This is a genomic window from Chromobacterium phragmitis (assembly GCF_003325475.1).
Taxonomy (GTDB): Bacteria; Pseudomonadota; Gammaproteobacteria; order Burkholderiales; family Chromobacteriaceae; genus Chromobacterium; species Chromobacterium phragmitis.
Genome location: NZ_CP029495.1, coordinates 1768095 through 1793686, shown reverse-complemented (window position 1 = coordinate 1793686; position 25592 = coordinate 1768095). Strand labels below are relative to the sequence as shown.

28 protein-coding genes are annotated in these 25592 nt (G+C 66.0%); 9 read left to right on the top strand and 19 right to left on the bottom strand.

Features of this window, described 5'->3' with window-relative positions:
• Nucleotides 1-3: 3 nt before the first annotated feature.
• Both DK842_RS08520 and DK842_RS08515 read right to left on the bottom strand, forming a co-directional pair.
• A complete protein-coding gene (locus tag DK842_RS08520; RefSeq protein ID WP_114061073.1) occupies nt 4-915 on the bottom strand; it encodes an AraC family transcriptional regulator in 912 nt (303 codons plus the stop codon).
• Between the two features lie 24 nt (nt 916-939).
• Nucleotides 940-1742 (bottom strand): IS5 family transposase gene (locus tag DK842_RS08515; protein ID WP_114060661.1). Its coding sequence is split into 2 segments (ribosomal slippage): nt 940-1415 and nt 1415-1742, totalling 804 coding nucleotides; the frame shifts between segments, so codons are not numbered across the junction.
• 144 nt (nt 1743-1886) lie between these two features.
• Here DK842_RS08515 and DK842_RS08510 point away from each other — a divergent pair.
• Nucleotides 1887-2897, top strand: coding sequence for a zinc-dependent alcohol dehydrogenase family protein (locus DK842_RS08510; protein WP_114061072.1), 1011 nt, complete (start codon nt 1887-1889; stop codon nt 2895-2897).
• A gap of 142 nt (nt 2898-3039) precedes the next feature.
• A complete protein-coding gene (locus DK842_RS08505; protein ID WP_114061071.1) occupies nt 3040-3807 on the top strand; it encodes a DeoR/GlpR family DNA-binding transcription regulator in 768 nt (255 codons plus the stop codon).
• Nucleotides 3808-3876: 69 nt separating this feature from the next.
• On the opposite strand, the gene ybgF is transcribed toward DK842_RS08505, so the two are convergent.
• From ybgF to DK842_RS08460, 9 genes are all read right to left on the bottom strand, one after another.
• Entirely contained in the window at nt 3877-4620 is a 744-nt protein-coding gene (gene ybgF, locus DK842_RS08500) for a tol-pal system protein YbgF (RefSeq protein WP_114061070.1), read from the bottom strand.
• 114 nt (nt 4621-4734) lie between these two features.
• The gene (locus tag DK842_RS08495) at nt 4735-5253 is read right to left on the bottom strand and encodes an OmpA family protein (RefSeq protein ID WP_114061069.1); all 519 of its coding nucleotides are present in this window, start codon (nt 5251-5253) and stop codon (nt 4735-4737) included.
• 13 nt (nt 5254-5266) lie between these two features.
• Complete coding sequence (tolB, locus tag DK842_RS08490; protein WP_114061068.1) at nt 5267-6553, bottom strand: Tol-Pal system beta propeller repeat protein TolB; 1287 nt, start codon at nt 6551-6553, stop codon at nt 5267-5269.
• Nucleotides 6554-6581: 28 nt separating this feature from the next.
• The gene (locus DK842_RS08485; RefSeq protein WP_114061067.1) at nt 6582-7463 is read right to left on the bottom strand and encodes a cell envelope integrity protein TolA; all 882 of its coding nucleotides are present in this window, start codon (nt 7461-7463) and stop codon (nt 6582-6584) included.
• Nucleotides 7460-7873, bottom strand: coding sequence for a biopolymer transporter ExbD (locus DK842_RS08480; RefSeq protein WP_021478825.1), 414 nt, complete (start codon nt 7871-7873; stop codon nt 7460-7462). The genes DK842_RS08485 and DK842_RS08480 overlap by 4 nt, the downstream gene beginning before the upstream one ends.
• 385 nt (nt 7874-8258) lie before the next feature.
• Complete coding sequence (locus tag DK842_RS08475) at nt 8259-8924, bottom strand: class I SAM-dependent methyltransferase (protein WP_114061066.1); 666 nt, start codon at nt 8922-8924, stop codon at nt 8259-8261.
• A 61-nt stretch (nt 8925-8985) separates the two neighbouring features.
• Nucleotides 8986-9165: a DUF3460 family protein gene (locus tag DK842_RS08470; RefSeq protein ID WP_114061065.1), complete on the bottom strand. Its 180-nt coding sequence runs from the start codon at nt 9163-9165 to the stop codon at nt 8986-8988.
• A 64-nt stretch (nt 9166-9229) separates the two neighbouring features.
• Complete coding sequence (locus tag DK842_RS08465; protein ID WP_114061064.1) at nt 9230-9820, bottom strand: TMEM175 family protein; 591 nt, start codon at nt 9818-9820, stop codon at nt 9230-9232.
• Nucleotides 9821-9881: 61 nt separating this feature from the next.
• The gene (locus tag DK842_RS08460; RefSeq protein WP_168194852.1) at nt 9882-10859 is read right to left on the bottom strand and encodes a sensor histidine kinase; all 978 of its coding nucleotides are present in this window, start codon (nt 10857-10859) and stop codon (nt 9882-9884) included.
• A 98-nt stretch (nt 10860-10957) separates the two neighbouring features.
• On the opposite strand from DK842_RS08460, the gene DK842_RS08455 reads away from it, so the two are divergent.
• From DK842_RS08455 to DK842_RS08430, 7 genes are all read left to right on the top strand, one after another.
• Nucleotides 10958-11719 (top strand): substrate-binding periplasmic protein, encoded by a 762-nt coding sequence (locus tag DK842_RS08455; protein WP_114061062.1) that lies wholly within the window; start codon nt 10958-10960, stop codon nt 11717-11719.
• Nucleotides 11720-12104: 385 nt separating this feature from the next.
• Entirely contained in the window at nt 12105-13274 is a 1170-nt protein-coding gene (locus DK842_RS08450; RefSeq protein ID WP_114061061.1) for a Re/Si-specific NAD(P)(+) transhydrogenase subunit alpha, read from the top strand.
• Nucleotides 13267-13566 (top strand): proton-translocating transhydrogenase family protein, encoded by a 300-nt coding sequence (locus DK842_RS08445; protein WP_114061060.1) that lies wholly within the window; start codon nt 13267-13269, stop codon nt 13564-13566. Before DK842_RS08450 ends, DK842_RS08445 begins: the two co-directional genes overlap by 8 nt.
• A gap of 3 nt (nt 13567-13569) precedes the next feature.
• Complete coding sequence (locus tag DK842_RS08440) at nt 13570-14943, top strand: NAD(P)(+) transhydrogenase (Re/Si-specific) subunit beta (protein ID WP_114061059.1); 1374 nt, start codon at nt 13570-13572, stop codon at nt 14941-14943.
• Nucleotides 14944-15083: 140 nt separating this feature from the next.
• The gene (locus tag DK842_RS23660) at nt 15084-15755 is read left to right on the top strand and encodes an META and DUF4377 domain-containing protein (RefSeq protein ID WP_198414658.1); all 672 of its coding nucleotides are present in this window, start codon (nt 15084-15086) and stop codon (nt 15753-15755) included.
• Nucleotides 15756-15773: 18 nt separating this feature from the next.
• Complete coding sequence (locus DK842_RS22940; RefSeq protein ID WP_145963995.1) at nt 15774-16163, top strand: hypothetical protein; 390 nt, start codon at nt 15774-15776, stop codon at nt 16161-16163.
• A gap of 126 nt (nt 16164-16289) precedes the next feature.
• Nucleotides 16290-17111, top strand: coding sequence for a class I SAM-dependent methyltransferase (locus DK842_RS08430; protein WP_114061058.1), 822 nt, complete (start codon nt 16290-16292; stop codon nt 17109-17111).
• A 105-nt stretch (nt 17112-17216) separates the two neighbouring features.
• On the opposite strand, the gene moaE is transcribed toward DK842_RS08430, so the two are convergent.
• From moaE to tkt, 8 genes are all read right to left on the bottom strand, one after another.
• Nucleotides 17217-17681 carry a molybdopterin synthase catalytic subunit MoaE gene (gene moaE, locus DK842_RS08425; RefSeq protein WP_114061057.1) on the bottom strand — a complete coding sequence of 155 codons (465 nt, stop codon included), beginning with the start codon at nt 17679-17681 and terminating at the stop codon, nt 17217-17219.
• 1 nt (nt 17682) lies between these two features.
• Nucleotides 17683-17934, bottom strand: coding sequence for a molybdopterin converting factor subunit 1 (gene moaD, locus DK842_RS08420; RefSeq protein ID WP_114061056.1), 252 nt, complete (start codon nt 17932-17934; stop codon nt 17683-17685).
• 299 nt (nt 17935-18233) lie between these two features.
• Nucleotides 18234-19298 (bottom strand): class II fructose-bisphosphate aldolase, encoded by a 1065-nt coding sequence (gene fba, locus DK842_RS08415; protein WP_114061055.1) that lies wholly within the window; start codon nt 19296-19298, stop codon nt 18234-18236.
• Nucleotides 19299-19381: 83 nt separating this feature from the next.
• Nucleotides 19382-20011: a LysE family translocator gene (locus tag DK842_RS08410; protein ID WP_114061054.1), complete on the bottom strand. Its 630-nt coding sequence runs from the start codon at nt 20009-20011 to the stop codon at nt 19382-19384.
• A gap of 9 nt (nt 20012-20020) precedes the next feature.
• The gene (locus tag DK842_RS08405; protein WP_114061053.1) at nt 20021-20851 is read right to left on the bottom strand and encodes a hypothetical protein; all 831 of its coding nucleotides are present in this window, start codon (nt 20849-20851) and stop codon (nt 20021-20023) included.
• Between the two features lie 112 nt (nt 20852-20963).
• Nucleotides 20964-22139: a phosphoglycerate kinase gene (locus DK842_RS08400; protein WP_114061052.1), complete on the bottom strand. Its 1176-nt coding sequence runs from the start codon at nt 22137-22139 to the stop codon at nt 20964-20966.
• A 250-nt stretch (nt 22140-22389) separates the two neighbouring features.
• The gene (gap, locus tag DK842_RS08395; protein ID WP_114061051.1) at nt 22390-23400 is read right to left on the bottom strand and encodes a type I glyceraldehyde-3-phosphate dehydrogenase; all 1011 of its coding nucleotides are present in this window, start codon (nt 23398-23400) and stop codon (nt 22390-22392) included.
• 94 nt (nt 23401-23494) lie between these two features.
• Complete coding sequence (gene tkt, locus DK842_RS08390; protein WP_114061050.1) at nt 23495-25483, bottom strand: transketolase; 1989 nt, start codon at nt 25481-25483, stop codon at nt 23495-23497.
• Between the last annotated feature and the right edge of the window lie 109 nt (nt 25484-25592).

The window sequence follows — 25592 nt, the reverse complement described above, 5'->3', positions numbered from 1 at the left end:
CGCTTAGCTCGCGCCTGCCGCGCGGCGGTATTCGCCCGGCGGCAGGCCGGTCAGCCGCTTGAACGCGCGCTGGAAGGCGGCGTCGCTGTCGTAGCCGACTCGCGCCGCCACTTCCGCCAGCGGAAGCCGGCTTCCCCGCAGCAGCGCCCGGGCGCGCTGAATGCGCCAGCCGGTCAGATGATTCAGCGGCGTATCGCCCACTCGGGCGCGGAAATGGCGGGCGAAGGCCGAGCGCGACATGCCGGCGCGCGCGGCCATGCTCTCCAGCGTCCACGGCGCGGCCAGGTCGGAGTGGACGGCCTGCAATAGCGGCGACAGCCGGCGGTCGGCCAGCGCCCCCAGCCAGCCGTCGCCTTGGCCGGACAGGCAGTGGATGCGCAGCGCCTCGATCAGCAGCACGTCCACCAGTTTCTGCACCACCAGCCGCGAACCCAGCGCCGGGGCGGCGTTCTCGCGCGCGATCATCTCCAGCGCCGCCCGCAGCAGCCGCGCCCGCTCCTCGTCCAGCCGAAGGTGCAGCACCGGCGGCAGCAGGTCCATCAAGGGCGCGCCGGCGGCGGCGTCGAACACGAAGCGGCCGGAAACGATGCCGGTCTCCTCGCCGTCGCCGCCGAAGCGGATCACGCCGTCGCAGCGGCCGGCGAATACCGTCTCGCATGGCGGCGTCTCCCGGCCGGCCTCGTCCATCAGGCGGAAGCGCTGGCCGCCGCTGACGATGAACAGGTCGCCGGCCGCCAGCGGCAGCGGCTGATCCAGGCCCGCGCCGTCAAGCAGGCAGCGGCCGTGGGAAACGATGCCGAAGCGCGCCGACACCTGGTGGGCGAAGTCTATGCCCCACGGCGCGCTCGCTTCCAGCCGCGCGTACAGCGCGCTCTCCACCCGCATCGCGGCGAAGATGTCTTCCAGCAGGTCCATGGTGAAATCCGGTACTAAGACCCGCTAACAAAACCTGTCGACAAATCGCAGACATATCAATGAGAAAGCCAGCTTGAGCAAGGCGTAATGCGTATCCAGCCGCCGTTCGAAGCGGATGCGCAACTTGCCGAAGCCAGCTAGCCAAGAATGGGTACGTTCTACCACCCAGCGGTGGCGACCTAGTCTCTCGCTGCTTTCCACCCCGCGCCGAGCAATTCGCACCAAGATTCCGCGTCGGCTCAGGTGTGCACGACAACGGCGGTAGTCATAGCCTTTGTCAGCATGCAGCTTGTAAGGCTTTTGTCTGGGCCGTCCTGGCAAGCCAGGAACGGCAGGAATCGCATCGACCAAAGTTTCGAAGACCATGGAGTCGTGCCGATTGGCGCCGGTAATGCTCAGCGCCAATGGCAAACCTCGGCGATCTACGATGATGTGCCGTTTGCTGCCGCATTTACCTCGATCGGTGGGGTTGGGGCCGGTCTCTTGGCCCCCCGGGGGCTGGCAACGCTAGCCCCATCAATGCTGGCCCGGCTCCAATCAATTTGATCGTGTTGGCGCAGTTGTATCAGCAGAGCCAGGTGTAGGCGGTCCCAAATGCCTTGCGCTTGCCAATCCCGCAGCCTTCGCCAGCAGGTCATCCCGCTGCCAAAACCGAGTTCCTGCGGGAGGTCCTCCCAAGGAATGCCGGTAGTGAGAACAAACAAGATGCCGTTGAGGGCAGCAAAATCATCCAGCCGCGGCCTCCCACCCCGGCGGGAACGCGGCGGCGGAGAGAGTAGCGGCTGCAATGACTTCCAGAGCTTCTGGCTGATGACTTTTCGTTGCATCTTCGCCAGGTGAGGGCATACGCATCTGGCATCAAGAGGTTTTGTTAGCGGCTCTAAAGGTGAAAAAACGGGCACGGCCAATCATTCATCATCCCGGCGCGGCGCGGCAAGATGTCCCGGTGATTTTTATCCAAGGATATCCCGATGCAAAGCTACCGTTTTTCCCGTTTCGGCTCGCTGAACCACCTGGCGCGGCATGATGAGCCGATGCCGACGCCCGGCCGCGGCGAAGCGCTGGTGCGGGTGCGCGCCAGTTCGTTGAACTACCGCGACCTGGCGCTGTTGCGCGGCCAGTATCCGATGAGCTGGCGCGATGGGTTGGTTCCCTTGTCCGACGGCGCCGGCGAAATCGTCGCCTTGGGCGAGGGCTGCAACCGTTTCCAGCTGGGCGACCGGGTGTGCAACACCTTCTTCCCGCAATGGTTCGGCGGCCCGTTTCCCATTGAGCAGGGCGCGCGCCAGTACGGCAGCAACCAGGATGGCTGGCTGTGCGAATACAAGGTGGTGAGCGAGGAGGCGCTGGTCCGCGTGCCGGATCACCTCGACTGGGCCGAAGCGGCGACGCTGCCGTGCGCGGCGCTAACCGCCTGGACCGCCTTGACCGGCCCGCAACCGGTCAGGGCCGGCGACACGGTGCTGGTGCAGGGATCGGGCGGCGTGTCGCTGTTCGCCTTGCAGCTGGCCAAGGCGATGGGCGCGCGGGTGATCGCCACCACCTCCGGAGCAGACAAGGCGGCCAGGCTGAAGGCGCTGGGCGCGGACGAGGCGATCGACTACCTTGCCGTGCCGGCATGGGGCGCGCGGGCGCGCGAGCTGAACGACGGCCTGGGCGTGGACCTGGTGGTCGAGGTGGGCGGCAAGGGCACGCTGGAGCAGTCGCTGGCGGCGGTGGCACCGGGCGGCGAGATCGCGGTGATCGGCTTTCTGGCCGACGGCGCGGCGGAGCTGGACTTCATGCGCTACTTCCTCAGCGGGGCCACGCTGCGGCGCATCGCGGTCGGCCACCGCGAGGGGATGGAAGCGATGCTGCGGGCCATCGCCAGGCATCAGTTGCGGCCGGTGGTGGACCGGGTGTTCCCGTTCGGCGACGCGCGCGCGGCCTGGGAGCATTTCCTCGCCCGCCGCCACTTCGGCAAGGTGGCGATAAGCCATTGACCCGGCATGGCCGCCACTGTGGCGGCCTTGTCCCGCCGGCTTCCGCGCGCGGACGAAAAGCTTGGAAAATTTGCGGTTCGCATTTGCTATCGGGGGGAAAAATATGTTACTAAAGTAACGTGATTTTCGATTCCGAATAGTTATGAGCCGCTCTCCACGACACGACAAAATCCTGCAGCTGGTTCGCGAAAACGGCTTCATGCCCATCGAAGAGCTGGCCCGTCTGCTCGACGTCACGCCTCAAACGATACGGCGCGACATCAACCAGCTGTGCGAGGCCAATCTGCTTCGCCGCTATCACGGCGGCGCCGCGCTCGGCAACAGCGTGGAGAACGAGGACTACTTTGCGCGCAAAGGAAAGTTCCAGAGCGAAAAGGCCCATATCGCCGACATGATCGCGCGCAGCATCCCCGACCACGCCTCGCTGTTCATGAGCATCGGCACCACGATAGAGGCGGTGGCGCAGGCGCTGACGGCCACCCATAAAGGCCTGCGTGTCATCACCAACAACATCCACGTCGCCTCCATCATGTCCACCAATCCGGACTTCACCGCGATGATCACCTCCGGCACCGTGCGCGCGTCGGACGGCGGCATCACCGGCGTGGCGACGCTGGACTTCATCAACCAGTTCAAGGTGGATTACGCCATCATCGGCGTCTCCGGCATCGAATCCGACGGCTCGCTGCTGGATTTCGACTACCGCGAAGTGCGCGTCGCCCAGGCGATGATGAACAACGCCCGCCACCGCTACCTGGCGGCCGACCACAGCAAGTTCGGCCGCAACGCGCTGGTGCGCATGGGCCACATCAGCGAGTTCCATACCGTGTTCACCGACGCCACGCCGCCTGAGCCGGTGACCAAGCTCCTGGAAGAGCACAACGTCAGGCTGGTGCTGTCCGAAGCCTGATGGAAATAAAAAAGGGCGCCTGAACGGCGCCCTTTTTCTTTGCCGGCGCGGCCGCGCCGGGTTTTTCCGTCACATCCTGGCCAGCGCCTGCTTGGCCTTCTGCGCGGCGTCGGTTTTCGGGTACAGCTTGATCAGGCGGCGGTAGGTGTTCTTCGCCTGGTCCGTCTGCCCCAGGTCGCGCTGGCAGTTGCCGATATTGCGCAGCGCGTCCGGCGCGAAATGGTTGTTCGGGTATTGCTCGACAAAGCGGCGGTGGATGTCGATCGCGGCGTCGTACTGGCGCAGCGCGGTATGGGCGACGCCCAGCCAGTAGCTGGCCTCGGCCGCTTGCGGCGCCTGCGGGTTCTGCTGGATGAACAGCGACAGCGCGTTGATCGCGTTGGGAAAGTCGCGCGCGCGCAGGAGGTTCAGCGCCTTGTCGTAGTCGGGGCTGGCCTGGCTGTCGCCGGCTGCGGCCTGCTGGGCGGCGGGCTGCGAGGCGTCCTGTTTGCCGGCGGCGTGGCCCTCCAGGCGGGACAGGCGGCCGTCCAGGTCGTTGTACAGGTCGTTCTGGCGCTTCTGCGTGGTCTGCAGATTGTAATTCAGCACCTCGATGTCGCCGCGCAGCTTGGCGACCTCGGCCTTCAGTGTCTCGACCGCGCCGACCATTTCCAGCAGCTTCTCGTTGGACAGCTTGTTTTCCACGGCGGCGATGCGGGTGGACGCCTGCTGGTTCACCTGGGCCAGCTGGCGGCGGGTTTCTTCCAGGTCGCTGGTGCTGGCGCAACCGGTCAGGATCAACAGCAGCGCGCTACTGATGGCTATGCGGTTCATGGGCGTTCCGATGGATGAAGATTGCCGGACATCATAGCGGCTTGGCCGCCATTTGGCAGCCCGCCGCCGATATCCGGCAGGAGAGGGCGGGCGGCGATGCCGCCCGCTAGGCGCTTACTGGCCCTGGTAAACGATGTCGGCGCGGCGGTTTTCGGCGTAGTCGGCGTCGCTGTGGCCGGTGGCCTTGGGTTTTTCCTTGCCGAAGCTGACGGCTTCCAGCTGGCTGTCCTTCACGCCCAGCACTTCCATCGCGCGCTTGACGCTCTCGGCGCGGCGCTGGCCCAGGGCCAGGTTGTATTCGCGGCTGCCGCGGGCGTCGGTATTGCCCTGGATGATCACCTTCTTGTCGTGGCCCTTCAGGTATTCGGAATGGTTGGCGACGGTGGTCTTGCCATCGCCCTCCACGGCGGAGGAGTCAAAGGCGAAGTACACGCTGCGCTTGGCCAGCGGGCTGTTCGGGTCGTTCAGCGGGTCCATCGCCACCTGGCCCTGGTCGCTGCCGGACGTCGTCGGCGCCTGGGTGGTCGGGGCCTGGGTCACCGGCGCGGCCGGGGTCTCCGCCGGCTTGGTGCTGGCGCAGGCGGCGAGCAGCGTGGCGACGGCGGTGGCGAGGGCGAGTTGTTTCAGGTTCATCGTTTGGCTCCCATCAAGGATTATTGAATGGACCCCATGCCGGGTCCTGAACATCACCATTGAGCACGGCCAGCTTCACCTTGCTGCTGCCGTCGGCGGTGGCCGCGTACAGCACGCTCTGGCCGCCGACGGCGCTGGAATACAGCACCATGCGGCCATTGGGCGCGAAACTGGGGCGCTCACTGTAACTACCGTCAGACAACTGCCTGCTGTCATTAGTTGCCAAATCCTGCGACATCACACGGAAATTGCCGGCGGAACGTCGAATATAGACCAGTGTCTTGCCATCCGGCGACAATTTGGGCGAAACATTGTAATTGCCCTCCCAGGTAACGCGCTGGGCGTCGCCGCCGTTTACCGGCACCCGGTAGATCTGCGGATTGCCGCTGCGGTCGGAGACGAAGTACACCATGGCGCCGTCCGGGCTGAAAGTGGGCTCGGTGTCGATGCCGCCGTTGTACATCAGGCGGCGCGCCGGGCCGCCGGCGGCGTTGATGATGTAGATCTGCGAGTTGCCGCTGGTGGTCAGCACCACGGCCAGCCGGCTGCCGTCCGGGCTCCAGGCCGGGGCGGAATTGCTGCCCTTGAAGTTGGCGACCGCGCGGCGCTGGCCGGTGGCCAGGTCCTGCACCCACACAACCGGTTTCTGGCTGGCGAAGGACACGTAGGCGATGTGGCGGCCGCTCGGGCTCCAGCTGGGCGAGATGATCGGCTCGCTGGAGCGCAGGATGGTCTGGCTGCGCTGGCCGTCCACATCGGAAATCTGCAGCGCGTAGTTGCGGCCGGACTTCAGCACATAGGCCAGGCGGGTGTTGAAGAAGCCCTTCTGGCCGGTGATCGCCTCGTAGATCATGTCGGCGATCGCGTGCGCCACCTGGCGGCTGCGGTCCGGCGTTACCGTGAATTCGCCGCCGGTCAGCTGCTTGCGCTGCGACGCGTCCATCAGCCGGAAGCTGATCTTGATCTGGCCGCCGCCGGCGCTTTCCACCTTGCCGATCGCCAGCGACTGGGCGCCGGCGGCCTGCCACAGCGGATAGCGGATGTCGGCCGGTTCGAACGGCACGTTGGCGACGGCGGAGGGGTCGATCAGGCGGAAGGCGCCGGACAGCGCCAGGTCGTTGCGGATCACCGGCGTCAGGTTGCCCTGGGTCGGCGCTTCGTCCTTGAACGGCAGCACGGAGATGGCGTGGCGGCTGGCGCCGCCGCCTATGATTTCGATGTTCAGTTCGGCGCGGGCGCTGCCGGCGACCAGCATCGCCGCCACCAGCATGCCCCGCAACAGGGCTTTCAAACTCGGCATGGCTTCCTCAGGGCTGGGTTTCGCCCGCTCAGCGCGGACGGAAGGTCAGGGTAAACGTGCGGTAGCCGTCGTTGAAGTTGGCTCCCGCCGGCAGTTTGGGAAAGGTCTTGGCCTCCCACACCGCGCGTTGCACGGCATCATCATAGGCCGGAACGCCGCTGCTTTTCACCAGTTGCACCGCGCGGACTTCCAGCGTCGGCAGCAGCGTCACCCGCAGCACCGCCGCCGGATTGCCGGCGATGCCCGGCGGAACCTGCACCAGCGGCGTCACCTTGGCCTTGACCAGATCGATCCAGCCGGCGTTGACGCCGGAGCCGTTGACCGCGCCGCCGGCCACGCCGTGCTTGCTGCCGGCCTGGTCGCTGCGCGCGTTCGGCTTGCCGCTGGTGCGCGAGCTGTCCAGGCTGGAGAGCAGGTCGTCGGCCTCGTTGTTGTAGGCCTTGGCGGTCTTGTGGCCCGGCTTGGCCGCGGGCGGCGTGTGGGTCTTGGCTTCTTTCTTGTCCGGCGCTTTTTCCGCCGGCTTGGCCTTTTCCGGGATTTTTTTCTCCGGCTCGGCCGGTTTGGGCTCGTGCTTGGGTTTCTTCGGCTCGGGTTCGGCCGCCGGCTTGGGTTCCGGTTTCGGCGTCTCGTGTTTGGGCTCGTTCTTCTTGCCCAGGTTGACCTCGGCCGGCGGCGTCGCCGCCGCCGGTCTGGGTTCCGGCGCCGGCTGCGGCGCCGGAGCGGCCGGGGAAGTCGCCGCCGGCGGAGGCGGCGGCGCGGTGGTCCACAGCTCCAGCGCCAGCGGCGCCGGGCTGGGCGGCGGCGTGGTTTGCAGGCCGCCCCACAGCAGCAGGCCGATCACGCCGGCGTGGAACAGCGCCGAGGCGATGAAGGCCCAAGGGCGCGGAGAGGAGGACGCTTGCGAGCTCATTGCTTGCTGATTTGCTTGACGGTCAGCGCCACGCGCTTGATGCCGGCCTGATGCAGGCGGTCGGCTATCTTCACCACTTCGGCGTACTTGAGATTGGCGTCGGCGGAAATGGCAACCGGGCGCTGGCCGGCGCCGGCCAGCGCCTGCAGCTGGCTGGCCAGATCGTCCAGCGAATCGACTCGGGTCTTCTGCTCGCCGTCCACCAGTTCGATCTTGCCGGCGGCGTCCACGGTGACCTCCAGCGGGCGCACGTCGATGGCGGGCGCCTCGGAGACGCTGGGCACGTCGATCACGCCCGGCGTGAACATCGGGGCGGTGACCATGAAAATCACCAGCAGCACCAGCATCACGTCGATATAGGGCACGACGTTCATCTGGTTCATCTGGCGGCGGGGGCGGCGGTTCAGCATGACGGTGACGGGGTAGGCTCGGTCAACAAACGGCCATCATAGCACCGGCACGGGGGCCGGCGCTGTGGCCAAAACGTTACAGACCGTCCGCCGGCGGCGAAAGTTCATGCGCGCGGGCTAGGGGCTGTTGACGTTTGGTGAGTGGATCGCGTTTGCGCCGATTTGGGACGGAAGCAAGGCGCACAGTCCGACACATAGTCAAGCTATGCAAGGGCTGGGCAACGCGGCTTCCGTCCCAAAGCGGCCAAACCCGCAGGGCCGGGCGCTTTTCGCGACGACTCTTCGTTGTTCCGCGCTGGCAGAGAATGACTATGCGGCTCGCGAAACGCCTCGATTCGCCGCAAAACGCATCCCGGCGCGACCGCTCAGCAAACATCAACAGCCCCTAACGGCGGGTGCACAGCGTCAGGCCGTCGCCTATCGGCAGCACGCACATGTGCACGCGCGGGTCGGCCTTGAGGCTGGCGTTGAAAGCGTGCACCAGGTGCACGCCGGGCGGATCTTCCGGCTTGGGCTCCACCACGCGGCCGGACAGAAAGATGTTGTCGATGGCGATCACGCCGCCGGGGCGCACCAGCTCAAGGCAGGCTTCGTAGTAGTCGCGGTAGGACGGCTTGTCGGCGTCGATGAAGGCGAGGTCGAAGCGGCCGGCCTGGCCGTCGTCCAGCAATTGGCGCAAGGTGTTCAGCGCCGGCTGCAGCCGCAGGTCGATGCGGCCGGCGACGCCGGCCTTGGCCCAGTAGTCGCGGGCGATGGCGGTGAAGGCTTCGCTGACGTCGCAGGCCACCACCTCGCCGTCCTCCGGCATCGCCAGCGCCACGGTCAGCGCGCTGTAGCCGGTGAACACGCCGATCTCCAGGTAGCGGCGCGCGCCGATCAGCCGCGCCAGCCAGGCCATGAACTGGCCCTGGTCCGGCGAGATCTGCATCTTGGCCAGCCGGTGGCCGGCGGTGAATTCGCGCAGCTCGCGCTGGACCGGGTGTTCAGCGACGGCGATGTCGAACAGGTAGCCGGAGAGGGCGCTATCGAGCGCGACGGTGTGGCGAGTCATGCTTGGCTTTCCAGAAAGACAAAACGCCCGCATGGGGCGTTGGACGCGGAGAGAATGGCGCTTATTCCGGCTGATAGACGTAAGGCTTCTGCGGCACGCGGGATTCTTTCCAGCGGCGCTGGTCTTCCAGGCTGACGTCGCGGTCCCACAGGGTCAGGCGCAGCTCGCGGCGCTCGCTGTCCACTTCCGGATTCTTCTCCAGGAAGCCGTTGATGAACTGGGTGAATTCGGACTGGTACATCGTACCCTCCATGGTGGCTGATCCGACAATTTTAATCGATTCGCGGCCATGCCGCCACGCCGGCTCAGTCCGCCTCTTGCTCGCCGTACAGCATGCACTCGATGCGCCGGTCCGGGATCAGCCACATCAAGGCCACCGCCAGGTACAGCGCGCCGGCCAGCCAGGTATGCCACCAGGCGGCGGCGATCGCCAGCAGGTAGCACAGCGGCGACAGCTTGCCCTTGACGTCGCCGCCCAGCGCCTCGGACAGCCGGGTGCGGTTGCCGGGCAGGCACAGCAGCGCCTGCTGCATGATCCACCAGGCGATCGCGCACATCAGCAGCACGACGCCGTACATCGCCACCGGCAGCGGCGCGAAGTGGTTCTCGCCCATCCAGCCGGTGACGAAGGGAATCAGCGACAACCAGAACAGCAGGTGCAGATTGGCCCACAGCACGCGGCCGTCGATGCGGCGGGCGGCGTGGTAGAAGTGATGGTGGTTGTTCCAGTAGATCCCCACGTAGACGAAGCTGAGCACATAGCAGAGGAACACCGGCAGCAACGGCGCCAGCGATTGCCAGTCGGTGCCGTGCGGCGCTTTCAGCTCCAGCACCATGATGGTGATGATGATGGCGATCACGCCGTCGCTGAACGCCTCCAGGCGATTCTTTTCCATATCGATTCCATGAGGATGGTCCTGACTGGAATGTAGAGCGGCGGCGCGGCCCAGGCAACGCTCAGCCGCGGGCGGGGCGGCAGGGCAGGCGGATGCGGGTCAGATGGCGGCCGTCGCGGCGCTCGGTGGACAGCGAGGCCTCGGCGTCGTACAGCAGGTCGAGACGCTCGCGCAGATTGGACAGCGCGATGCCGCTGCCGGCGCTAGGCGCGGGTTCCTCCGGCAGCGGATTGTCCAGCGTCAGCTCCAGCTGGCCGGCGGCGACGCGGGCGGCGATGACGATCTCCACCGCGCCCGGCACCCGCTCGGCGCCGTGGCAGACCGCGTTCTCGGCCAGCGGCTGCAACAAGAGCGGCGGCAGCGCGGCGTCCGGCGGCGCGTCGATGCGCCAGCTCACCGTCAGCCGCGGCCCCAGCCGCTCGGCTTCTATCGCCAGGTACATCCGCGCCAGCTCCACCTCGCGCGCCAGCGTCGACTCCCGGTCCGGCGCGGCCATCTGCGCGCGGAACAGCTCGGCCAGGTTCTCCAGCACGGTCTCCGCCTGTTGCGGACGCGAGCGGATCAGCGCGATGGCCGCGTTCAGGCTGTTGAACAGGAAATGGGGGCGGATGCGCGCCTGCAGCGCCGTCAGCCGCGCCTCGGCCAGCGCCGGCGACAGCGCGCGCTGGCGCAGCGCCAGATAGCGCAGCCACAGCGGCATGGCCGCCATCGCCAGCAGCGCGGCGGGCCAGGCCTGGCGCCAATCGCCCTGCAGCCGCCATTGGCACAGCGCGAAGCCGGCGCCGGCCATCAGCGCGGCCCACGCCGCGCCGAAGCGGCGGCGCGGCAACCAGGGGCTGGCCAACGCCAACAGCGCCAGCGTCAGCAGGCTGCCGGGAACCAGCGCCAGCGCCGCCTGCAGCCAGCGCCACAGCGGCTGGTCGCCGGCCAGCGCGAGCACGCCTGCCGCGCACAACAGCAACGCGGGCAGCTGCAACAGGCGCAACATCGCGCCGGGCTGGCGGAAATCCGGCAACGGCGTGGGGATCGTGCGGGGCATGGCGGGCATCCGGGAGCGATGCTGCGATGATAGCGCGAGGCAGAGAAAACCGCCGCCGCCGTGTATAACTGAAGGCATCGGAACCAGGGAGCGGAGCGATGAGAACGCTGTTGCTGCTGTTGCTGTTCTGCCTAGGCTTGGGCCGCGCGCTGGCGGCCGAGCTGCTGATCGCCACCGGCGAGTACGCGCCGTGGACCGGCGAACGCTTGCCCGGCGAGGGCTTCGTCAACCGGGTGGTGCGCGAAGCCTTCGCACGCGAGGGCGTGCAGGTGCGCTTCGAGTACATGCCGTGGGCGCGGGCGCTGGAAGCGTTGCGCAACGGCAACGCCCAGGCCAGCTCGTTCTGGTTCGACGACCCGGTCAAGGCCAAGGAATTCCTGTACAGCGCGCCGCTCTCCGAGCACCGCGAAGTGCTGTTCCACCGCAAGGACGTGACCGTGCCCTCGTGGCAGAAACTGCCGGAGCTGCGCGCGCTGCGCTTCGGCGCCACTCGCGGCTACACCTACACCGCTGAATTCCGCCAGTTGACGAAGCAGGGCATGCTCAAGGTGGAGGAGGCCAACGACGACAAGACCAATCTGCTGAAAATGCTGGCCGGCCGCATCGAATTGTTCCCGATAGACGAATTCACCGGCTGGCAGCTGCTCTCTTCCGACGCCTTTCCCCGCGGCGCGCATGATCTGGTCACCACCGAGTCTCGCCCGTTCAGCATCCAGTACGGCCATTTGCTGATGCCGCGCTCCGCGCGCAACGAGCAGCTGATGGCGCGCTTCAACGCCGGCCTGGCCAAGCTGAAGGCCGACGGCACGCTGGAGCGTTTCCGTCTCGACCTTTACCGCGGCAGCGGCATGAGTCAATGAGCCGGCGCTGATCTGGCGCAAACTTCATCCTGATCGGCGGGTTTCCCGGCTTTACAGTCCGGACCGGCCGGCGCTAGTGTCGAATTTTTCAAAATATCAGAAAAATCTAATTTGCATGTAGGCTAGCTACCGGCGTCTCCAACCCGTTTGTCACATGTTGGAAACAAGGCTCTGCTGCAATGCCTTTTATTGCGCCGCGCAATGCCGAAGGCATGTCAATTCGCCCGGTTGAATCCTGGCTGTCAGACGATATACGGTAGCCAATATATGCCTTGCATAATGCGCTGCAACATGCATTTAATGATTTTCCAACGATCGTCTCCATTGCCGCGCACGACCGTTCCCATTTCCGATTTCACCATCCATTGATCAGGAGATATTTGAGATGCATATCGTCATTCCAGCCGAGCGGCTGGCCGGCGAACATCGCGTCGCGGCCACGCCGGACACGGTGAAAAAGCTGGTCGCCGCCGGACACGCCGTCACGGTCGAGCGAGGCGCGGGCCTCGCCGCCGCCTTGCCCGACGCCGCCTACCTGGCCGCCGGCGCGGCCATCGCCGAACAGCGGCAGCCTATGCTGGCCGCCGCCGACACGGTGCTGGCGGTGCGGATGCCGGATGCCGGCGACATCGCCGCGCTCAAGCCGGGCGCCGCGCTGGTCGGCATGCTGGCGCCTTACCAAAACGAACTGCTGCCGCAGCTGGCGGAGCAAAAGGTTTCCGCCTTCGCGCTGGAGCTGCTGCCGCGCACCACCCGCGCGCAAAGCATGGACGTGCTGTCCAGCCAGAACAACATCGCGGGCTACAAGGCGGTGCTGCTGGCCTGCCAGTACTACCCGCGCTTCATGCCCATGCTGATGACGGCGGCCGGCACGGTGAAAGCTGCCCGCGTGCTGGTGCTGGGCGTCGGCGTCGCCGGCCTGCAGGCCATCGCCACTGCCAAGCGGCTGGGCGCGGTGGTGGAGGCTTACGACGTGCGTCCGGCCACCCGCGAGCAGGTGGAGTCGCTGGGCGCCAAGTTCGTCGAAGTGCCGATGAGCGACGAGGAGAAAGCGGCCAACGACGGCGTCTATGCCCGCGAGATGACGCCCGAGTTCCAGACACGGCAAAACGCGCTGATCGCCCAGCGCGCCGCCGTCGCCGACATCGTCATCACCACCGCGCTGATCCCCGGCAAGCCGGCGCCGCGCCTGTTGTCCGCCGACGCGGTGGCGGACATGAAACACGGCTCGGTGATCGTGGACCTGGCCGCCGAGGCCGGCGGCAACTGCGCGCTGACCCGCGCCGGCGAAGCCTGCCTGTCCCCCAATGGCGTGCACGTGGTGGGCCTGCTCAATCTGCCCGCCATGCTGGCGGCCGACGCCTCCAGCCTCTACGCGCGCAATCTCCACACCTTCCTCGGCCTGTTGCTGGCGCCGGAAGGGCTGAAGATAGACCTCGACGACGACCTGGTGGCCGCCACCCTGATCACCCATCAGGGCGAGCGGCGCTTCGGCGCCGCCGCGCGCCCGGCCGCTCCGGCGGCGCAACACGACAAGGAGCCGCAACATGGCTGATCCCTTCCTCACCAGTCTCACCGTCTTCGTGCTGGCCGTGTTCGTCGGCTACCACGTGGTATGGAACGTCACCCCGGCGCTGCACACGCCGCTGATGGCCGTCACCAACGCCATTTCCGGCATCATCATCGTCGGCGCCATGCTGCAGGTGGTGGATATCCATGGCCAGCAGATCACCGTCACCTCGGTGCTGGGCGCCATCGCCATCTTCCTCGCCAGCATCAACATCTTCGGCGGCTTTCTGGTCACCCAGCGCATGCTGGACATGTTCAAGAAAAAGAACAGGAGCTAAGCGATGCAGAATGTCTCGGCTGTTCTTTATCTGGTCGCCGCCGTATTGTTCATCCTGGCGCTGAAAGGGCTGTCCAGCCCGGCGTCGGCGCGGCGCGGCAATCTGTACGGCATCGCCGGCATGGCCATCGCCGTGCTCACCACCCTGCTGATTCTGGACAAGCCGGTGCTGGCGCTGATAGGCGGCGCGGTCGCCGCCGGCGCGGTCATCGGCGGCTGGAAGGCGCGCACGGTGGAAATGACCGGCATGCCGGAGCTGGTGGCGGCGATGCACTCGCTGGTGGGCCTGTCCGCGGTGCTGATCGCGGTGGCGGCCATCTTCCATGGCGGCGTCGAGCACACGCCGGTGCAAAAGGTGGAGCTGTTCATCGGCGCCTTCATCGGCGCCATCACCTTCACCGCCTCGGTCATCGCCTACGGCAAGCTGTCCGGCCGCTTCGGCGCCAAGGCGATCAGCTTCGCCGGCCAGCATCCGCTCAATCTGTTGCTGGCGCTGGCCATGGTCGGTTTCGGCGCGGCCTATTTCTTCACCGACAGCCAGGCCGCCTTCCTGGCCATGGTGGCGGTGGCGCTGGCCCTGGGCGTGACGCTGATCATCCCCATCGGCGGCGCCGACATGCCGGTGGTGGTGTCGATGCTGAACAGCTACTCCGGCTGGGCGGCGGCGGGCATCGGCTTCACCCTGAACAACCCGGTGCTGATCATCGCCGGCGCCTGCGTCGGCTCGTCCGGCGCCATCCTGTCCTACATCATGTGCAAGGCGATGAACCGCTCCATCGTCAGCGTGCTGCTGGGCGGTTTCGGCGCGGAAGCGGCGGCCGGCCCGGCGGCCGGCGACGGCGCGGCCAAGTCCTACAAGGCCGGCAGCGCCGAGGACGCGGCCTTCCTGATGGCCAATGCCGACCAGGTGGTCATCGTGCCCGGCTACGGCCTGGCGGTGTCGCGGGCGCAGCATGCGCTGCAGGAGTTCGCCGACCTGCTGCACGAGCAGGGCGTCAACGTCCGCTACGCCATCCACCCGGTGGCGGGACGGATGCCCGGCCACATGAACGTATTGCTGGCAGAGGCCGAGGTGCCGTACGAGCAGGTGCTGGAGATGGAGGAGATCAACGCCGACTTCTCCACCACCGACGTGGTGCTGGTGATCGGCGCCAACGACGTGGTCAACCCGGCGGCGCAGAAGGACAAGCAGAGCCCGATCTACGGCATGCCCATCCTGGAAGCGCACAAGGCGCGCAACGTGGTGGTGGTCAAGCGCTCGATGAACGCCGGCTATGCCGGCCTCGACAACGAGCTGTTCTACATGGACAAGACCATGATGGTGTTCGGCGACGCGAAAAAAGTGGTGGAAGACCTGCTGAAGAACGCAGTGCACTGACAGCCGCGGCGGCCGTTCGCGACGCCCGCCGCCGGCGGGCGTTTCCGCTTCCGGCGGCCCCGAATCGCCGAGCGCGCGCAAGCAGAGGGAACCCCCGCCGGCCTGCCGCGTCCTATCTCATTTATATTCAGAGAGACACGATGTCCCACCGTCTGATCTTGCCGGCGCTCGCCGCCGCATTGCTGGCCGGCTGCGCCGGCACCACCGCTCCGGGCCAGGCCGCCGTCTCGCCCGCGCTGTCCCTGTCCCAGCTGAAAGGCGAATGGCGGCAAGTCGACGCCGGCCCCGCCGCCGCCAAGCTGCAGATCGACGAGCAGCGCCTGTCCATCCGCGCCGGCTGCAACGGCATGTTCGGCCCCGCCTCGCTGGAAAACGGCAAGCTGAGCGCCAAACCCCTGGCCGCCACCATGATGATGTGTCCGCCGGAGGCGATGCAGCGCGACGCCGCGCTGAGCCGCCAGCTGGAGGCGGGCATGCCGGCCAAGCTGGCGCAGGGACAACTGCAGCTGGGCGAGGGCAAAGACGCGATGCGTTTCGAAAAGCTGCCCGAAGGCGAGATCAAGTTCATCTACATCGCGCCGGAGCGCAAGGCCTGCACCGGCGTCGCGCCGATGCAATGCCTGCAGGTGCGGGCGGACAAGAACCAGCCGTGGCAGCTGCATTACGGCGAGATCGAAGGCTTCCAGCCCGAGCCGGGCGTAGCCTACCGGCTGCGCATCAAGGAGGTGAAGGTGGACAATCCGCCGGCCGACGCTTCTTCCATCCGCTGGATTCTGGATCTGGTGGTGGAGCAGGAAGTGGTCAAACACTGACTGACAAAGTAAAGCACAATGCATTTCCATCATCCCGTGGAAAATATCGAATTCGATATCCCTGACCGTTGGTGGATCGAGGCCGGGGCGGATCGCTTTATAAGATCCGCCTCCTCCTTTTCCGCCTCATCCACACCTGCATGGCCAAACCAACTTGTTTCCATTGCAGACGTCACGGCGCCACGACGAAATAAAGGCATTGTTGGTCTTGGAGAAGAGCGAACGATCTCGCTGCTACGAGCGATGGTTACTGGCCTGGAACTTCCTCCTTTAGAAGTTCACCAGCCACCTGATGCAACTAAGCTTGTCGTCCGAGACGGCTTTCATCGTTATTTCCTCTCGATTGCACTTGGTTTCCCCGAATTGCCGGTTTCTGTGCGGCCATATTTCGATATCAATGCGCTCTAACTTCCAGTCAAAATATGAATTTTTCATGTTTTGCAAACCAAATTCGCATGTTCCGCAAAGGGCCCTGCTCGAGCGCTGAATAGCCGCTCTGCTACAATCGCGGCATTGAAATTGCAGGAGGCCGCCATGAGCCTGATTCCCGAAATCAAACCCCAGCAATCGCTGGAGCTGCTCAAAGAGCTGCACATCCTCACCCGCGACGGCAAGATCAACCAGGACACCCGCCGCAAGCTGAAGCAGGTTTACCACCTGTACCAGTTCATCGAACCCCTGATGGCCGACGTGCTGGAGAAGAAAGGCGCGATGACACTGGCCGACCACGGCGCCGGCAAGTCCTACCTCGGCTTCATCCTGTACGACCTGTTCCTGAAGGACAAGGCTGCCGGCCATGTCTACGGCGTGGAGACGCGGCAGGAGCTGGTGGACAAGTCGCGCGAGCTGGCGGACCGACTGGGCTTCGAGCGCATGGGCTTTCTCAACCTGACGGTGGAGCAGTCCATCACTTCGACCGAGCTGCCGGAGCAGGTGGACATCATCACCGCGCTGCACGCCTGCAACACCGCCACCGACGACGCCATCCGCTTCGCGCTGGCCAAGGACGCGCAGTACATCGTGCTGGTGCCGTGCTGCCAGGCCGAGGTCGCTTCGGTGCTGCGCCAGAAGAAGAACGAGACTTTCGGCAAGACGCCGCTGTCCGAGCTGTGGCGCCATCCCATCCACACCCGCGAGTTCGGCAGCCAGCTGACCAATGTGCTGCGCTGCCTGCAGCTGGAGGCGCGCGGCTACCAGCTGACTGTGACCGAGCTGGTGGGCTGGGAGCATTCGATGAAGAACGAGCTGATCATCGCCAAGAAAACCGGCAAGGGCAAGAACAGCGCCCGCGAGCGCCAGTTGGCCATCCTGGACGAATTGAACCTGATGGACCTGCGCGAGCGCTTCGCCTATTGAACGGCGGCTCGCCTGTCGTTTCCGTCCGAGCGCCTCATCGGACGCCGCTTTCAGGGAAACAAAGCCCGTCGCGCAGCCAGCCCCCGCTCTGCGCCGCGGGCTGTTTCACGCGCCGTCCCAACGCGCGGCCGCCGCCTCGTCGCTAGCCTTGGCGTCCACCCAGTGGCGGCGGCCATCGGCCAGAATTTCGCACTTCCAGAACGGCGCCTGCCGCTTCAGGTAATCCATCAGGAAGGATGCCGCCTCGAAAGCGTCGCGCCGATGTCCGCTGGCCGCCACCACCAGCACGATGTTGTCGCCCAAAGCCAGCCGGCCGACGCGGTGGATCAGCGTCACGCCCTTCAGCGACCAGCGCCGGCGCGCCTCGCGGACGATGTCGGCCAGCGCCTTCTCGGTCATGCCTGGATAATGCTCGAGCTCCAGCGCCGCCACATCCTGGCTGTCGCCGTAGTCGCGAACCAGGCCGGTGAAACTGACGACAGCGCCGCACGCCGGGTTGGCCGACCAGCGCCTCACTTCGGCGCCGACGTCGAAGTCCTCCGCCTGCACGCGGATGTGGTTGACCGTCATCTCAGCCCCCGGTCACCGGCGGGAACACCGCCACTTCGTCGCCGTCGGCCAGCGAAGTTTCCAGGCTGGCCATCTCCTGGTTCACCGCCACGCGGAACACCTTGTTCGGCGCCAGTTCCAGCGTCCAGACCTGGCCGCGCTGGCGCAGCTCGGCCAGCAGCTCGGCCACCGTCGCCGCTTCGCTCTCCAGTTGCTCGCTCTCCACGCCCAGCGTCTCGCGCAAGCGGGCGAAATACAGCAGGTTCAGTTTCATGCGCCCCTCCAAATTCTGCTCCGAATACCGGCAGTGTATGCAAACCATCGCCGCCGGCCAATGCCGGCACGCAAACCTTGTCCGTTTTTCGGCGCTCGGGCTCCAGGTCAAAAAAAAACCCGCCGGGTAGGCGGGTCGGGTAGTCGGTGTCGCCGCTGGCCGCGCGCAAGCCGTTGCGGCCTTATTGGCATACCAATCCCATTCCTGAAATGACAAATGAATTATCATTGCCCCAGCAAAGGCTTGCAAGCGCATTTACATCCTGTTTGCAAACCCTTGCCGTCATCGTCTTCCGGCGCTCAACGCACGATTTGCGCGAGCTCGCCCTTCAGGTAGCGGTTGGCCATGGTATCCAGGTTGATCGCCTTGATCTTGCTGGCCTGGCCGGCTGCGCCGAAGGCCTCGTAGCGCGCGATGCAGACGTCGCGCATCGCTTCGATGGTCTTGGCCAGGTATTTGCGCGGATCGAACTCGGCCGGGTTCTTGGCCATGAACTGGCGGATGGCGCCGGTGGAGGCCAGGCGCAGGTCGGTGTCGATGTTCACCTTGCGCACGCCGTGCTTGATGCCTTCCACGATTTCCTCAACCGGCACGCCGTAGGTTTCTCCCAGCTCGCCGCCGTACTGGTTGATGATGGCCAGCCATTCTTGCGGCACGCTGGAGGAGCCGTGCATCACCAAGTGGGTGTTGGGGATGCGGGCGTGGATTTCCTTGATGCGGTCGATGCGCAGCACGTCGCCGGTAGGCTTCTTGCTGAACTTGTAGGCGCCGTGGCTGGTGCCGATGGCGATGGCCAGCGCGTCCACGCCGGTGTCCTTGACGAAGCGGGCGGCTTCTTCCGGATCGGTCAGCAGCTGGCTGTGGTCGAGCACGCCTTCGGCGCCGACGCCGTCTTCCTCGCCGGCCATGCCGGTTTCCAGGCTGCCCAGGCAGCCGATCTCGCCTTCCACCGACACGCCGCAGGCGTGGGCGAAGTTGACCACGGTGCGGGTGACGCCGACATTGTAGTCGTAGTCGGCCGGGGTCTTGCCGTCGGACTTCAGCGAGCCGTCCATCATCACCGAGGAGAAGCCCAGCTGGATGGAGCGCTGGCACACGTCCGGGCTGGTGCCGTGATCCTGGTGCATCACCACCGGGATATGCGGGAATTCTTCCACCGCGGCCAGGATCATGTGGCGCAGGAAAGGCGCGCCGGCATACTTGCGGGCGCCGGCCGAGGCCTGCACGATCACCGGAGCGTCCACCTTGTCGGCGGCTTCCATGATGGCGCGCATCTGTTCCAGGTTGTTGACGTTGAAGGCCGGCAGGCCGTAGCTGAATTCAGCCGCGTGGTCCAGCAGCTGGCGCATGGAAACGAGTGCCATGAATCTCTCCCTCAAGAGCCCCGCGGCGGGCGGGGCCGGTTCGAAAAAAACGGCTGACGATGGCGAATCGGCAGCCGTGATGCTTATTGACGAGTCAGGCCGGTCAGCAACAGGCCGGCGCCGACGAATGCGCCGCCGCTGAAGCGGTTGACCAGGCGCAGCCGGCGCGCGCTGTTCAACCAGCGCGACAGCCGCGCGCCGCTGCCGGCGTAGGTCAGCTGCCAGCAGGACTCGATCAGAAAAAAGGTGGTCGCCAGAATGGCCAGTTGCGGCGCTTCCGGCAGATGCGCGTTCATGAATTGCGGGAACAGCGCGGTAAAGAAGATGAAGGCTTTGGGATTGCTCATCGCCACCAGGAAGCCGCGGCGGAACAGCGCCCACGGTCCATGCTTGCCGCCGGCGTCCTCGGCCAGCTCCGCCACCGGCTGCGGCAGGCTGCGCCAGGTTTTGACGCCCAAGTACACCAGATACAGCGCGCCGGCGTACTTGACGATGGAGAACAGCAGCTCGGACGTGGCCAGCAGCGCGCCCAGGCCGGCCACCGAGCCGGCCATGATCAGGCCCAGCGCGCTCATCAGCCCCAGACAGGTCATCAGGGTGCGGCGCACGCCGTAATGGATGCCGTGGGTCATCGCCAGCAGCATGTTGGGGCCGGGCGTGGCGGAGACGAAAAACACGGTGGTGACGAACAACAGCCAGGTTTGCCAGGACATTTCTTCTCCTCAGTTTCCGCTTGTATCCCTGTTTCCGTCCTCAATCTTACGCTTATCGTCCGCCGCGCGCCGCGATTTGCCGAAACGGCGGGCCAGCCACCACAGCGCCGCGCCGGCGGCCGCGAACGGCAGCACAAGGCCGCACAGCGTCAACAGCGCCTGCGCGCTCTGCCACAACATCTGCGCGCTGCGCTGCCAGATGCCGGGCCGCTCCGGCGCCAACTCCACCGACACCGGCTGGGTATTCAACACCGCGGCCGAAATCGCCGCCTGCTCGGCCTGCAGCCGCGCCACCTCCGCCAGTCCCTGGCGCAGGACGGCGCTCTTGCCGGCGGACGCGTCCCTGGCGGTCTTGGCGCCGTCGCGCACATCCTGTTCCAGCTGGGCGATTTCCTGGCGGCGCGCGTTCAGCTCGCTGGACTGGCGCATCAACACGCCCTGCTTGCGCAGAAAAGCGAGATAGGGCTCCACTTGCCCATGCGGCAACCGAGCATTGACGCGGGCCTCGCCGTTGTAGCCTTCGTCGTCGTAGCGGCTGTAAGCCGCCTCCTCCAGCAGACAGCCCAACCGCAGACATTCCGTCCGGACCGCCAGCCAGCGCGCCTCCACTTGTCCGGCCGGCACCGCCAGCGCCAGCTGATGCCGCAAATTGCGGGCGACCAGCCGCTGCAACTCGCTGCCGTCCTCGCCATGGCCTCCTATCCGGGACTGCCCGGACGGCGAGCTCGCTTCCACCCCGGACGGCATAGCGGCATCGGTCGGCATTTGCTTCTTGCCGCAACCAGCCAGCAGGACCGGCAACAGCGCCGCCAACAGCAGCGCGCTCGTATTCTGTCTCATTCTGGTGCCTGGCGTGATGGGTACGGCCGGCATTATCTCCGATGCCGCTTGCCTTGTCCCTGGCGCATCATGGGAAAAAGGCCATGCCGGCTTGCCGGCATGGCCTTGTCGCTTAGTGCGCGCGCTCGGCCAGGATGGCCACCGCCGGCAGTTCCTTGCCTTCCAGGAACTCCAGGAAAGCGCCGCCGCCGGTGGAGATGTAGCTGATGTCGTCGGTGATGCCGTACTTGGCGATGGCCGCCAGCGTGTCGCCGCCGCCGGCGATCGAGAACGCCTTGGACTGGGCGATGGCCTGGGCCAGCGTCTTGGTGCCGTTGCCGAACGGGTCGAACTCGAACACGCCGACCGGGCCGTTCCACACCACGGTGCCGGCTTGGGCGATGATGGCGGCCAGTTCCTTGGCGGAGTCCGGGCCGATGTCCAGGATCATGTCGTCGGCGGCCACTTCGGCCACATTCTTGGTGGTCGCGGCGGCGGTTTCGGCGAATTCCTTGGCGCACACCACGTCGGACGGCAGCGGCACGTCGCCGCCGCGGGCGCGGATCTTGGCGATCACGCGCTTGGCGTCTTCCACCAGATCGGCTTCGGCCAAGGACTTGCCGATGGCCTTGCCTTCGGCCAGCAGGAAGGTGTTGGCGATGCCGCCGCCCACGATCAGCTGGTCCACCTTGTCGGCCAGCGCTTCCAGAATGGTCAGCTTGGTCGATACCTTGGAGCCGGCGACGATGGCCACCATCGGGCGGGCCGGCGCTTGCAGCGCCTTGGAGAGCGCGTCGAGCTCGGCCGACAGCAACAGGCCGGCGCAGGCCACCGGCGCGAACTTGGCCACGGCGTGAGTGGAAGCCTCGGCGCGGTGCGCGGTGCCGAAGGCGTCGTGGACGAACACGTCGCACAGCGCGGCGTAGGCGCGGCCCAGGTCTTCGTTGTTCTTCTTTTCGCCCTTGTTCAGGCGGATGTTTTCCAGCATCGCCACTTCGCCGGCGGCAAGTTCGATGCCGGCGCGGAAGTCGGCGATCAGGCGCACCGGCTTGCCCAGCAGCTCTGACAGTCGGGCCACCACCGGCGCCAGGCTGTCTTCCGGCTTCGGCTCGCCCTCGGTCGGGCGGCCCAGGTGGGTCATCAGCATCACCGCGGCGCCGGCCTTGAGACAGTGTTGGATGGTGGCCAGGCTGGCGCGGATGCGGGTGTCGTCGCCGATCACGCCGTTTTTCAGCGGCACGTTCATGTCCACGCGGATCAGCACGCGCTTGCCGGAAAGATTCTGTTCGGAGAGTTTGTTGAATTTCATCGCTGCACTCACTCGGTTGGATGCGGAACGGGATGGGACGAAACCGTGGGCGATCAAGCCGTCGTCGACGCTCGCGGTGTTGCAAAATTTCCGCTGGCGGCGCCGCCATCGTCGATCACCCCTATCCGGCAGTGTATGCCGATTCGGCGGCGTCACTTTAACACCAATCAAATTTCTTGCGCGCGTCGTGTAACAAAACAACAGGGCGAATGGCATACGCAGCCGTCCGCCCCGCCGTTTCCCGCCCGCGTCAGCGGCCGAACATCGCGCGCGCGGTGCGCAGCATCTGGCAGCTGAAGCCCCACTCGTTGTCGTACCAGGCCAGCACTTTCACCAGATTGCCGCCGGTCACCTTGGTCAGCGTGGCGTCGAAGGTGGACGCCTCTTCGGTGTGGTTGAAGTCGCCGGACACCAGTGGCAGGGTGTTGAAGCCCAGAATGCCCTTCATGCTGCCCTTGGCCGCGCCTTGCAGGATCTCGTTGATCTCGTCCTTGCAGGTATCGCGCATGGCGGTGAACGTCAGGTCCACCAGCGACACGTTGATGGTGGGCACGCGCACCGAGAAACCATCCAGCTTGCCCTTCAGTTCCGGCAGCACCAGGCCGACGGCCTTGGCCGCGCCGGTCTTGGTGGGGATCATGTTGTCGGTGGCGGAGCGGGCGCGGCGCAAGTCCTTGTGCTTGACGTCGGTCAGCACCTGATCGTTGGTGAAGGCGTGAATGGTGGTCATCAGGCCCTTCTTGATGCCGATCGCGTCGTGCAGCGCCTTGGCCACCGGCGCCAGGCAGTTGGTGGTGCAGCTGGCGTTGGACACCACGGTCATCTCCGGCGTCAGCGTGTCGTGGTTGACGCCGTAGACGATGGTGGCGTCGACATCGTCGCCGCCCGGCGCGGAAATCAGCACCTTCTTGGCGCCGGCGTCCAGATGCGCCTGGCACTTTTCCTTGCTGGTGAAGGCGCCGGTGCATTCCAGCACCAGATCGACATCCAGCGCCTTCCACGGCAGCTCGGCCGGATTGCGGGTGCTGAAGAACGGAATCTTGTCGCCATTCAGGATCAGATGCTCGCCATCCTGCTCCACGGTGCCGGGGAAGCGGCCGTGCACGGTGTCGAATTGGGTCAGGTGGGCATTGATGTTCAGGTCGCCGGAGGCGTTGACCGCCACCACCTTGAAATCGTCGTGCAACTTGTTTTCGTAGATGGCGCGCAGAACTTGGCGGCCGATGCGGCCGTAACCGTTGATGGCGAGGCGGATGGTCATGCTTCTTTCTTCTCCTGGCTGCTTCTTGTAGTGCCGGCACTACACGGCACGGCAAAAAAAGACCGCCGAGTCGCCCCGGCGGCCTGTTTGTTTCTTAACGCAGAACGGCGCGGATCTTGGCGACCACGTTTTCCACGGTGAAGCCGAATTCCTTGAACAGCTGGCCGGCCGGAGCGGATTCGCCAAAGGTGGCCATGCCCACCACGTCGCCTTCCAGGCCCACGTACTTGCGCCAGAAGTCCGGATGGCCGGCCTCCACCGCCACGCGCGGCAGGCCCGCCGGCAGCACGCTCTGCTGCCAGGCCTTGTCCTGGGCGTCGAACACATTGGTGCACGGCATGGACACCACGCGCACCGGCACGCCTTCGGCGGCCAGGGTTTCCTGCGCCTTCAGCGCCAGCTCGACCTCGGAGCCGGTGGCGATCAGCACCGCGCGGGCGTTGGCGGCGTCGCGCAGCACGTAGCCGCCCTTCTTGATGGCGGCCACTTGCGCCTCGTCGCGGGCGACGAAAGGCAGGTTCTGCCGGCTCAGCACCAGGCTGGACGGGGTGTGCTTCTGCTCGATCGCGTGCGCCCAGGCCACCGCGGTTTCCGTGGTGTCGCACGGACGCCAGGTGTGGTGGTTGGGGATGTAGCGCAGGGTGGCGGTCTGCTCCACCGGCTGGTGGGTCGGGCCGTCTTCGCCCAGGCCGATCGAATCGTGGGTGAACACGAAGATCGGGTTGATCTTCATCAGCGAGGCCATGCGCAGCGCGTTGCGGGCGTATTCGCTGAACATCAGGAAGGTGCCGCCGTACGGGCGCAGGCCACCGTGCAGCGTCATGCCGTTGATGATGGCGGCCATGCCGAACTCGCGCACGCCGTAGCTGATGTAGTTGCCGTTGCCTTCGCCGTCGATCCACTTGCTGCCGGACCAATTGGTCAGGTTGGAGCCGGTCAGGTCGGCGGAGCCGCCGACGAACTCGGGCAGGGACGGGGAGAACGCTTCCAGGGCGATCTGGCTGGCCTTGCGGGTGGCCACGGTCTGGGCGGCGTCGGCGATCTTGGCGACGGCTGCGGCCTGGGCTTCGGCCCAGCCGGCCGGCAGCTCGCCCGCCATGCGGCGCTCGAACTCGGCGGCCAGTTGCGGGTGGGCGGCGCGGTAGGCGTCGAAGCGCTTGTTCCATTCGATCTCGGCGACGGCGCCCTGGTCGCGGGCGCTCCATTCGGCGTAGATCTCGGACGGGATTTCGAACGGCGCGTGCGGCCACTTCAGGCCTTCGCGCGCGGCGGCGATTTCAGCCGCGCCCAGCGGCGCGCCGTGGCAGTCGTGGCTGCCCTGCTTGGTGGGCGCGCCGAAGCCGATGGTGGTGCGGCAGCAGATCAGCGTCGGCTTGTCGGCGCTCTTCTTGGCGGTGGCGATGGCGGTGGAGATCTCGGCCGGATCGTGGCCGTTGACGTTGCGGATCACCTGCCAGCCGTAGGCTTCGAAGCGGGCCGGGGTGTCATCGCTGAACCAGCCTTCGACGTGGCCGTCGATGGAGATGCCGTTGTCGTCCCAGAAGGCGATCAGCTTGTTCAGGCCCCAGGTGCCGGCCAGCGAGCAGGCCTCGTGGCTGATGCCTTCCATCAGGCAGCCGTCGCCCAGGAAGGCGTAGGTGTGGTGGTTGACGATGTCGTGGCCGTCGCGGTTGAATTGGGTGGCCAGCATCTTCTCGGCCATCGCCATGCCCACGGCGTTGGTGATGCCCTGGCCCAGCGGGCCGGTGGTGGTTTCCACGCCCGGCGCGTAACCGTATTCCGGGTGGCCCGGCGTCTTGGAGTGCAGCTGGCGGAAGTTCTTGAGGTCGTCGATGGAGAGATCGTAGCCGGTCAGATGCAGCAGGCTGTAAATCAGCATCGAGCCGTGGCCGTTGGAGAGGACGAAGCGGTCGCGATCGGCCCAGGCCGGATTGGCCGGGTTGTGCTTCAGATGATCGCGCCACAGGACTTCGGCGATGTCAGCCATGCCCATCGGGGCGCCCGGGTGGCCGGATTTGGCTTTTTCCACAGCGTCCATGGAGAGGAAGCGAATGGCGTTGGCAAGCTCGGTGCGGGTAACCATGCAGGTAAAACCTCAAGACTATTGGGAACCGGAACGACGGTTCATCCCTCGCGCTCGATGCTGCTGGCGACAGGGGCACGCCGTCGCAAAACCGCAAGATTATCGCCGA

Bases quoted from the DNA above. Each gene is read 5' to 3' on its own strand.
- DK842_RS08520 (WP_114061073.1), bottom strand. From the start codon at position 915: ATGGACCTGCTGGAAGACATCTTCGCCGCGATGCGGGTGGAGAGCGCG.
- DK842_RS08510 (WP_114061072.1), top strand. From the start codon at position 1,887: ATGCAAAGCTACCGTTTTTCCCGTTTCGGCTCGCTGAACCACCTGGCG.
- DK842_RS08505 (WP_114061071.1), top strand. From the start codon at position 3,040: ATGAGCCGCTCTCCACGACACGACAAAATCCTGCAGCTGGTTCGCGAA.
- ybgF (WP_114061070.1), bottom strand. From the start codon at position 4,620: ATGAACCGCATAGCCATCAGTAGCGCGCTGCTGTTGATCCTGACCGGT.
- DK842_RS08495 (WP_114061069.1), bottom strand. From the start codon at position 5,253: ATGAACCTGAAACAACTCGCCCTCGCCACCGCCGTCGCCACGCTGCTC.
- tolB (WP_114061068.1), bottom strand. From the start codon at position 6,553: ATGCCGAGTTTGAAAGCCCTGTTGCGGGGCATGCTGGTGGCGGCGATG.
- DK842_RS08485 (WP_114061067.1), bottom strand. From the start codon at position 7,463: ATGAGCTCGCAAGCGTCCTCCTCTCCGCGCCCTTGGGCCTTCATCGCC.
- DK842_RS08480 (WP_021478825.1), bottom strand. From the start codon at position 7,873: ATGCTGAACCGCCGCCCCCGCCGCCAGATGAACCAGATGAACGTCGTG.
- DK842_RS08475 (WP_114061066.1), bottom strand. From the start codon at position 8,924: ATGACTCGCCACACCGTCGCGCTCGATAGCGCCCTCTCCGGCTACCTG.
- DK842_RS08470 (WP_114061065.1), bottom strand. From the start codon at position 9,165: ATGTACCAGTCCGAATTCACCCAGTTCATCAACGGCTTCCTGGAGAAG.
- DK842_RS08465 (WP_114061064.1), bottom strand. From the start codon at position 9,820: ATGGAAAAGAATCGCCTGGAGGCGTTCAGCGACGGCGTGATCGCCATC.
- DK842_RS08460 (WP_168194852.1), bottom strand. From the start codon at position 10,859: ATGCCCCGCACGATCCCCACGCCGTTGCCGGATTTCCGCCAGCCCGGC.
- DK842_RS08455 (WP_114061062.1), top strand. From the start codon at position 10,958: ATGAGAACGCTGTTGCTGCTGTTGCTGTTCTGCCTAGGCTTGGGCCGC.
- DK842_RS08450 (WP_114061061.1), top strand. From the start codon at position 12,105: ATGCATATCGTCATTCCAGCCGAGCGGCTGGCCGGCGAACATCGCGTC.
- DK842_RS08445 (WP_114061060.1), top strand. From the start codon at position 13,267: ATGGCTGATCCCTTCCTCACCAGTCTCACCGTCTTCGTGCTGGCCGTG.
- DK842_RS08440 (WP_114061059.1), top strand. From the start codon at position 13,570: ATGCAGAATGTCTCGGCTGTTCTTTATCTGGTCGCCGCCGTATTGTTC.
- DK842_RS23660 (WP_198414658.1), top strand. From the start codon at position 15,084: ATGTCCCACCGTCTGATCTTGCCGGCGCTCGCCGCCGCATTGCTGGCC.
- DK842_RS22940 (WP_145963995.1), top strand. From the start codon at position 15,774: ATGCATTTCCATCATCCCGTGGAAAATATCGAATTCGATATCCCTGAC.
- DK842_RS08430 (WP_114061058.1), top strand. From the start codon at position 16,290: ATGAGCCTGATTCCCGAAATCAAACCCCAGCAATCGCTGGAGCTGCTC.
- moaE (WP_114061057.1), bottom strand. From the start codon at position 17,681: ATGACGGTCAACCACATCCGCGTGCAGGCGGAGGACTTCGACGTCGGC.
- moaD (WP_114061056.1), bottom strand. From the start codon at position 17,934: ATGAAACTGAACCTGCTGTATTTCGCCCGCTTGCGCGAGACGCTGGGC.
- fba (WP_114061055.1), bottom strand. From the start codon at position 19,298: ATGGCACTCGTTTCCATGCGCCAGCTGCTGGACCACGCGGCTGAATTC.
- DK842_RS08410 (WP_114061054.1), bottom strand. From the start codon at position 20,011: ATGTCCTGGCAAACCTGGCTGTTGTTCGTCACCACCGTGTTTTTCGTC.
- DK842_RS08405 (WP_114061053.1), bottom strand. From the start codon at position 20,851: ATGAGACAGAATACGAGCGCGCTGCTGTTGGCGGCGCTGTTGCCGGTC.
- DK842_RS08400 (WP_114061052.1), bottom strand. From the start codon at position 22,139: ATGAAATTCAACAAACTCTCCGAACAGAATCTTTCCGGCAAGCGCGTG.
- gap (WP_114061051.1), bottom strand. From the start codon at position 23,400: ATGACCATCCGCCTCGCCATCAACGGTTACGGCCGCATCGGCCGCCAA.
- tkt (WP_114061050.1), bottom strand. From the start codon at position 25,483: ATGGTTACCCGCACCGAGCTTGCCAACGCCATTCGCTTCCTCTCCATG.